We start from the raw sequence: 7,203 nt of genomic DNA, 5'->3' as shown, positions 1-7,203 counted from the left end.
CCCGCTCGGCGAGCAGCTGCGCGCCGGCCACGCTAATGATGTCGGCTCGGTCTGGCCGGGCCCGTCCGCCAGGCGTTCGGGTGACGGTGGCTTGGCGGGTGGTGCCCTGAGCGCGAGCCCAGCGGCGAGCGATGCGCGCGGCCTGGACGGCGTGCTCGGGCGTGACCTCCACGGCCGAGGTGCGACGGCGTAGCTTCCAGTAGCCCCAGAACCGCCCCGGTCCCTGGCCTGGTTCGCGCCACTCCTCCGGCACGCAGTTCTGGTACTCCTTGGCCGCGAACGAGCCGTGCTTCGTGAAGTACACCGCGACCCGCTTGGGGTCGTAGGCCTTCAGCCCCTCGGCGAAGTCGACGCCGGTCCCGGCCTCTCGGTGCCGCTGACGCGCGGTCCGGCCCTTGTCGTCGACCACCAGCTCGTCATCGGCGCCGACGATGTCGGCCCACACCGCGCTCAGCCACTCCTTGAAGGGAAGGCCGGCACCTACCCGAGCCGACTTACGCGCTCGAGGTTCGGGATACCGCGCCAGTCGGTGCGGCGGCACCATGAGCAGGTGGAAGTGCGGCGCGCCGCGATGCTGGAACTCCAGTTTCCAGACCGCGACCAAGTCGTCGCCGTGCCAGCAGACATCGTCTTCAGGGTGGTCGCGGTGACCCGGGCCGCCAGGGTCGGGGCAAGGCGCGTACCGGCCGAACGAGCGCCAGTAGCGCTTCCTCAAGGCGTCGAGATGCTGCTTGACCGCCTTGCCGTTGGGCGCAACCGCCCGCCAGTCTCCGGGGTAGGTCAGCGTCACCAGCGCCGGGAGCCGACTCGGGTCGTCGAGCATGGGCCGGTAGTCCAGCTCACACAGCGCGCGGACCATGTTCGCCCGCGACTTGCGCGACCAGCCGGTGATTTCACGGCAGGGCACCCGCTCGGGGACCTTCTCACCACGGGCCAGGTAGGAGGCGATGACGTCCACGTCGAGCTGGCGGGCCTTCAGCGCACGCTCGTAGCGGCGTTCACGCCGGGCAAGATCTGGCGCCTCGATGGCGAAAGCGCCGGCACTTATGACAACACGCGGCCGCGGGCCTTCCTCACCCTTCCAGGCCGGACGGGCGTCGAACATCCGCGCGGCGAGGTCGAGACCTTCGGGGCTGGGGAAACGCGGCGCCCACAACGGCGGGAAGTCCGACACGCCAAGAGGCGTCGGGGGGGCCTCCATCAAGGGGCCAGCGTGGGTTACGCTGTGCACGACGTTGGTTCCGTTCCTGGCTCAGAGGAGCGGACCACTAGAGGGCCCGGTGTATCAGCACCGGGCTTCTCGCTTTTTACGTGGTCTTCAGCGAGCCACCATGGCGCAAGATGACCATGGGCGTCACGCCGACTCGCCGAAGAGTCACGCAGCAACTGCGGCCTTGTCGTCGATCCGGGCCGCCAGGTCGATCACGTTCGCGGCCGACTGGACGTACTCCACCAGCTCGGCGATGTCGTCGTCCTGAACGAAGCCGAGCCGCGCCTTGAGGGTCGAGCGCGCCCCGTCCTGGAGACTGAACAGCGTGCCGGGCAGGCTCTCGGGGATCTCGTGGCACAGCGCGCCGAACTTCACGGCGTCATCGATCAGGGCGGCGTCCGTGTAGGTGGGCGTGGGCAGTCGAAGCGCCAGGCGGCGGGTGAACAGGTCGCGGACCTTGAACTGATCCTTGGTCGGCTCCTGGATCGCCCCGACGACAATGAAGCCCACCGCGCGACCCTGCTGAAGCAGCAGCCGTAACAGGTCCTCGATCTTGTCGTGGATCCGGCGCGGCCAGGTACTCAGCAGCGGCGCGAGCTCATCGATGAGGATCAGCGTCAGCGGCCGTTCCTTGGTCGGGTAGAAGTCACTGACCCCGGCCGCTGCCGCCGCCTTCTTGGCCGCCATCATCTCGTCGACCAGGCCCTCGACGAAGGCCAGCGTCGCCTCAGCCAGCTCCGTCTCAGTCTCGCCACTGCCCAGGCCGACGTAGTCGCCAAGCCCGAAGAGCGTCAGCGCTCTGGACAGCTCTATCAGCTTGGGGTCGATCCCGACCGGCCGCACCAGCCCGGCCACGATGGCAGGGGCCACAGCCCGCAGCACGTTCCACCCCAGCGAGGCTTTGCCGCCACCAGTCGAGCCCGCCACCACGGTGTGCCCGCCCAGCAGCGAGACCGTGTAGGGCTGGCCGAACTCATCCACGCCGACCGGGATCCGCCGCCAGTCGATCTCCGCCACGCTCGCGGGGATCGTAGTGGCCGGCACCGTGGCCAACAGCGGGTCACGCCGCATCAGCGCGACCTCCACCAGCCGCGGCGGGCCCTGCCGCACGACGATGCGGTGAGCCTTGAACGCCAGGCGCAACGCGTCAGCCGCCTCTTCACGCTGGTAGCGCGCGGCCGACTGCCCGACCGGCATCTCGATGCTCAGGTGATCCCACCACGGCGTCGACCGCACCTTCTTCAGCTTCGGCAGCACCACCGCAGACCCGGCCTGCACGACCAGGTCACACCGGGTCAACGCCAGGGCCCACTGACGGCGGTAGATCCACCAGCGGTGCCACCAGGTGCGCGTCCAGGTGGCCACCGTAGAGCTGAAGCTGGCCGGGTGGGCGGCCTTCCATACCGACAGCGACACCAGCGCACCACCGGCGATCGTCGCGCAGAGCTGCCAGCCCAGGTAGAGCGCACTCGCGGCGGCGGCCGCCGTCGTGGCGGAGGAGCGCGGGTGCAGCACCGCCTGAACCGACAGCCACGCGATCAGCCGCACGAGCTGCCTGACCAGCCACACCAGGATCCGGCCAACGATAGAGAACACCCAGTCAAGGAGCTTCAGCATGGTCAACCACCTCATTCAGGGCATGGAAAGGGGGAGCCACCGGCACGCGTAGGTGGCGGAGTGGCTCCCCCGGCGAGCTATTTCTTGGTCGCGGCCCGAACGGCCTTCAGCAGGCTCTCGGTGTTCGCCAGCGCCGTGTCGATGCGGACCTGCACGGACGCCATCGAGGCGTTGCACCCCAGCCCGGCCGCCAGCTCCCGGTCGATGCGACCGGCCGAGTCGATGAGCGAGGCGACGCGGTCCATCTGGGCGTCAATGTCGTCGACGCGAGACCCCAGGTATGTGCTGGTCATGCGGCCAGATCCTTCACGTAGTAGATGCGCTGACGGGAGAAGACGAAGAACTCGTCGGCGGCAGCCGCAGCAGCCTTGAGGGCGTCGCCCACGAGCTCGCGCGTCTCGTCGACGAGCGCCAGGTCCACGGTCGGCACGCGGTGCTCGATGCTGGCCACCTCGCGCTGCAGGGCGCGCAGCCGGTCAGCCAGGACATGCATCTCCTGAGCGATCTTCCGACGCTGCAGCTTGACCAGGCGCAGGTTCCGGAAGAACTCCGACCGGTCGGCCAGCTCGATTTTCACGTCAGCCATCTTGTTGCCGACGTAGCCCCTGATCAGGACCTTGCGCTTCGCCTTGCGGACTCGCTTCGGCTCGAAGTTGGCGGCCTTGAGGGGCCTGCCGCCGTTCTTCTGGACCTCCCTCAGTCGGGAGTTCCGCAGGCGCGCCTCAGTGGCGGGCACCCGCTTCCATGCCGATCTGCCGGTCCGCTCCCGGAACTGGGCTTCCGTCTCGTACGGACTGCGGTCCTCGTGGACCACGCTCTGTCTCGGTGCCATCTGATCTTCCTTTCAGTCGCACTTCGGGCACTTGCCGTTGCTGACGTACAGCCAGCCCTTGCAGCGAGAACAGCGGCGACCCGGCATCCGGAACGCGAGACGGAAGAGCCGCCGCAGCTTCACCGCCTGGAGTGGTTGTGGTTGATCGGGGACGAACTCTGCGCACCGCAGCCGGGGCAGGTGTAGATCGGCTTCGTCGCGCCCTGGCTGGCCCCTGCGGGCCACGGCTTCTGTGCCATGCTGGGATCTCCTCTTCACGAGGACCCGGGGCGCGTCATCTTTTGCCGGGTGCGCGCCCCGGATCACTGAGTCCGCCGGCCTTTTACCGGCGGATCCTGGTGCTCTTGCCGTTCGCCGTGCTGACGCCGAAGCGCGCCGCGTCCCGCAACTCCCGCCGCCTGGCCTTCTCGGCGGCCTTCCGGTCGCGCTCGTGCTTGGCCTGACAGGCCGGGCAGGTCGACACCGCGCACTCGCCAGGCATCAGCCACCAGGTCTGGTGGCACACGGCGCACTCGGCCTCAGTCATCGGACTACGCGGCCTGGTCGCCGCGCTTGGCGGCGGAAGCGGCGATCGGGCGAAGGTCCGCGCAGCGGTACCAAACCTGGAGGCCGATCACCCGCTCCTCACCGGTCTCCGGGTTCTTCTTCGTCTTCTCCATCACGCCCACCTCGAACTGGCTCAGCTCGATCGGCGTGTACGGGTTGAGGCCCTGGCCAGGCTGCGTGTGCGAGGTGACGCCCACCTTCAAGACCTCGTTCTGCACGGTCCCGAAAGACGTGCGGAACATCGCGATCACCTGCACCTCCCACTTCGGGGTGCCGTCCTCCGTCTTCATCTGCTCCCGAGGCGCACCCTTGACCGGGTTGAACTTGGTCTTCGGCTCGGACGACAAAAAGGCCACACCCGCGAAAGTTGCAGCCTGGTCAATCTTGAAGTTCGAGAACATCCGGGTTCCTCCCCTGGTCGGTGGGCACGCTCGGCCCTATTCCCAGATGGCACGTGATACGTGTCACCTGCAACCAGTAGACACCCGACCAGACGCCTTGTCAACACGTGACACGTGTAACAAACAAGTTAGGTGTCACGTACCGCCTAGGCGGTAGGGTTGAGGTATGAGCATCACGACCCGAAGCCAGTTCCGCCAGGTCGCTGACGTGATCCGCCAGCGCATCGCCGCAGGCGACTACCTGGCTGGTTCCGTATTGCCGAAAGAAGATGACCTGGCGCGCGACCTTGGGGTCACTCGGCCGACCGTCAACAACGCCCTGAAGGTCCTGGAGGCCGAAGGACTCGTCAGGGCCATCCGAGGAAGGGGAACGCTTGTGAGGGAGCTACCGCCGATCGTGCGCAATGCACAGGCGCGCTACGCCACCAGCCATCGCGAGCGCGGTCGCGGCGCGTTCGACGTAGAGGTAAAGGCCCTTGGTCGGGAACCTCGCGTCGAGGTCCGCATTGAGCGCGTGACGCCGCCGGCCTCAGTGGCCGACGTTCTGGGCGTCGCGGCCGACGAGCCTTCCGCCGTGGCGCGAGTCCGACACATGGGCGCCGACGACACACCCCTCCAGGTCGCCACGTCGTACATCCCGCTCGACATCGCAGCGGGGACGGCGATTGAGCAGGAGGACACCGGGCCTGGTGGCATCATCTCGCGGCTAGCCGAGCTGGGGCACCAGCAGGTGAAGGTGACGGAGCGCGTCACTGTGCGCCCACCGACCAACGAGGAAGCGGCCTACCTTCAGATGACCGAGGACCAGCGTGTGTACGAGATCGTGCACACCGGCTGGACCGCGACCGGCCGGGCCGTCGAGGTCACCTTCCACGTGATGCCGACTCACCAGTGGACGCTGGAGTACGGATGGGATCTCACCTGACGCGCAGGCGGTCTCACACCTTCAGGCCCGACCCCGCCAGGTCGGGCCTTTCTTATGTCCGACCGCAGTTGCCGAATTGTTCTTATGTAGATCAAGGCGCCGCCTGGCGGGACGATCGGCCGGGCATGCGGCCTGGGGGCCGGTCCCGGCCGCCGCCCGCCGTGCCTGGTCTTTTGCCCGTATCGGCGCGGCGCGGTGACGATACCTTAGCACTCAGTTTGATCTTGCTTATGTGATCTCATATCACGTGTCTAGATGCTCTACACGTCTACATGCCATAACCGTCTATATCTCTATGAGCGTCTATGCCTACTAGACGTCTACTACCTCTAGACGTACGCTGTTCTCATGACGGACGGCATCGAGGACAAGAAGCTCGCAGGCTTGCTGACGGCGTTCGACCTGGCCTACCAGCGCGCGGTCAACGCCGTCACCAACGATCGAGACCTGGACCGCGCGTTCCGGCGCGTGACGGCTCTCGGCGACCACGTCCAGGCGTTGCGCGAGCAGTTGACCCTGATGCGCGCCACCACAGCAGCCCAGCTCTACGCCAGCGACGACGACCGCAGCTACAGCAAGCTCGCCGAGCGAGTCGGCATCAGCAAGGCCCGAGCCGCCCAGCTCGTCACCCAGGCCAAGGAGGCCGACATGAAGCAGTACGACAGCCAGCTCTTGACCGACCAGCAGCGCGACGGCATCGCCTGCGTGGTCTGCCAGGCCGAACCGCGGACGATGCGGCCGGTCGGTCGCAGCGACCAGGGCCAGGTCTTCGCCTGCAGCGCGCACCCCGACAGCGAGGTTGAACGAGCAGGCTGACAGGCAGCACCACCACGAGCACCAGGCCCTCACCGGCAACGGTGGGGGCCTTTCCGTTTCCCCAGGTCAAAGCGTTGCTCCGGTATGTGCGGCGGGTTATGGCGCATATAACAAGCCCTGGTCTGCGGCCAGGCTCGTGGCCGGCGGCCCGGGCACCCCAGAGGGGCCCCGCCCCCGCCGCCGGCCACGGCCAGGCCGTGAACGGGGTTGGTGGATGGACAAGCAGCCCTCGCCGGGCAGGCAGGAAACCGGGATGGAGGGGGGCGCGGTGCCGGACTGGCATCACCGACGTGTGTGCGGGTCTGGGACCTCGTGATCCATCCCGCACGTCCTGCCACAAGGGCATGCAGACCAGAACCTGAGGATCAAGCCCGTCTGTGTCTGGTTGGGTCCTGGGCGCGCCTGGAAGGGGCCTGTGGCGGACGTACACGCGAAGACGGGCTTGACCCTCAGAACCTGGCCCGCAGGGTCGGAGACCAGGACGTACGGGATGGATCACTCGGCGCCCAGCCCCTTGAAGGAGGAAGAGCGCCGCGCGCATGGACCTATGCATCTCAATGCACTGGCCGACCCGATCTTGCGGAATGGACCAAGGTATCTGCGATACGGGGACCGCCCCCACTCCCGCCTTTACTTAGTAAGGGGCGTGAGCGCGCGGGCGAGCTGCAGCCCGAACGTGGCCCCGTTGTTGACGGAGATGAAGCCGCGGCCGTTGCCGAAGCGGCGAACGCGTCGACGGACCTTCCGACGCCGGGATGGACCCCGCTCGGCGAGCAGCTGCGCGCCGGCCACGCTAATGATGTCGGCTCGGTCTGGCCGGGCCCGTCCGCCAGGCGTTCGGGTGACGGTGGCTTGG

Annotated in this window: 9 protein-coding genes; 2 read left to right on the top strand and 7 right to left on the bottom strand. The window is 67.6% G+C overall.

Annotation, left to right across the window (positions count from 1 at the left end):
- From AB0F17_RS66105 to AB0F17_RS66080, 6 genes are all read right to left on the bottom strand, one after another.
- On the bottom strand, window positions 1–1,204 hold a 1,204-nt coding region (locus tag AB0F17_RS66105), incomplete at its 3' end, for a hypothetical protein (protein ID WP_358047738.1).
- Window positions 1,205–1,375: 171 nt separating this feature from the next.
- Window positions 1,376–2,827, bottom strand: a complete 1,452-nt coding sequence (locus AB0F17_RS66100) for a hypothetical protein (protein WP_358047736.1) — start codon at window positions 2,825–2,827, stop codon at window positions 1,376–1,378.
- A 77-nt stretch (window positions 2,828–2,904) separates the two neighbouring features.
- The gene (locus AB0F17_RS66095) at window positions 2,905–3,120 is read right to left on the bottom strand and encodes a hypothetical protein (protein ID WP_358047735.1); all 216 of its coding nucleotides are present in this window, start codon (window positions 3,118–3,120) and stop codon (window positions 2,905–2,907) included.
- Window positions 3,117–3,659, bottom strand: a complete 543-nt coding sequence (locus AB0F17_RS66090) for a hypothetical protein (RefSeq protein WP_358047733.1) — start codon at window positions 3,657–3,659, stop codon at window positions 3,117–3,119. Before AB0F17_RS66090 ends, AB0F17_RS66095 begins: the two co-directional genes overlap by 4 nt.
- Window positions 3,660–3,981: 322 nt before the next feature.
- Entirely contained in the window at window positions 3,982–4,185 is a 204-nt protein-coding gene (locus tag AB0F17_RS66085; RefSeq protein WP_358047731.1) for a hypothetical protein, read from the bottom strand.
- A gap of 4 nt (window positions 4,186–4,189) precedes the next feature.
- Complete coding sequence (locus AB0F17_RS66080) at window positions 4,190–4,561, bottom strand: hypothetical protein (protein ID WP_358047729.1); 372 nt, start codon at window positions 4,559–4,561, stop codon at window positions 4,190–4,192.
- A 211-nt stretch (window positions 4,562–4,772) separates the two neighbouring features.
- Between AB0F17_RS66080 and AB0F17_RS66075 the strand changes: the two genes are divergently transcribed.
- Both AB0F17_RS66075 and AB0F17_RS66070 read left to right on the top strand, forming a co-directional pair.
- Window positions 4,773–5,531, top strand: coding sequence for a GntR family transcriptional regulator (locus AB0F17_RS66075; protein ID WP_358047727.1), 759 nt, complete (start codon window positions 4,773–4,775; stop codon window positions 5,529–5,531).
- Between the two features lie 348 nt (window positions 5,532–5,879).
- Window positions 5,880–6,347, top strand: a complete 468-nt coding sequence (locus tag AB0F17_RS66070; RefSeq protein WP_358047725.1) for a hypothetical protein — start codon at window positions 5,880–5,882, stop codon at window positions 6,345–6,347.
- 630 nt (window positions 6,348–6,977) lie between these two features.
- On the opposite strand, the gene AB0F17_RS66065 is transcribed toward AB0F17_RS66070, so the two are convergent.
- Window positions 6,978–7,203 (bottom strand): hypothetical protein (locus tag AB0F17_RS66065; RefSeq protein ID WP_358047723.1); only part of this gene is annotated, 226 nt, incomplete at its 5' end.

It is taken from the genome of Nonomuraea sp. NPDC026600 (assembly GCF_040638335.1).
In the GTDB taxonomy this organism is placed as follows: domain Bacteria; phylum Actinomycetota; class Actinomycetes; order Streptosporangiales; family Streptosporangiaceae; genus Nonomuraea.
Note: the sequence above shows the minus strand (reverse complement) of the source record. Positions and strands in the feature narration are given on the sequence as shown.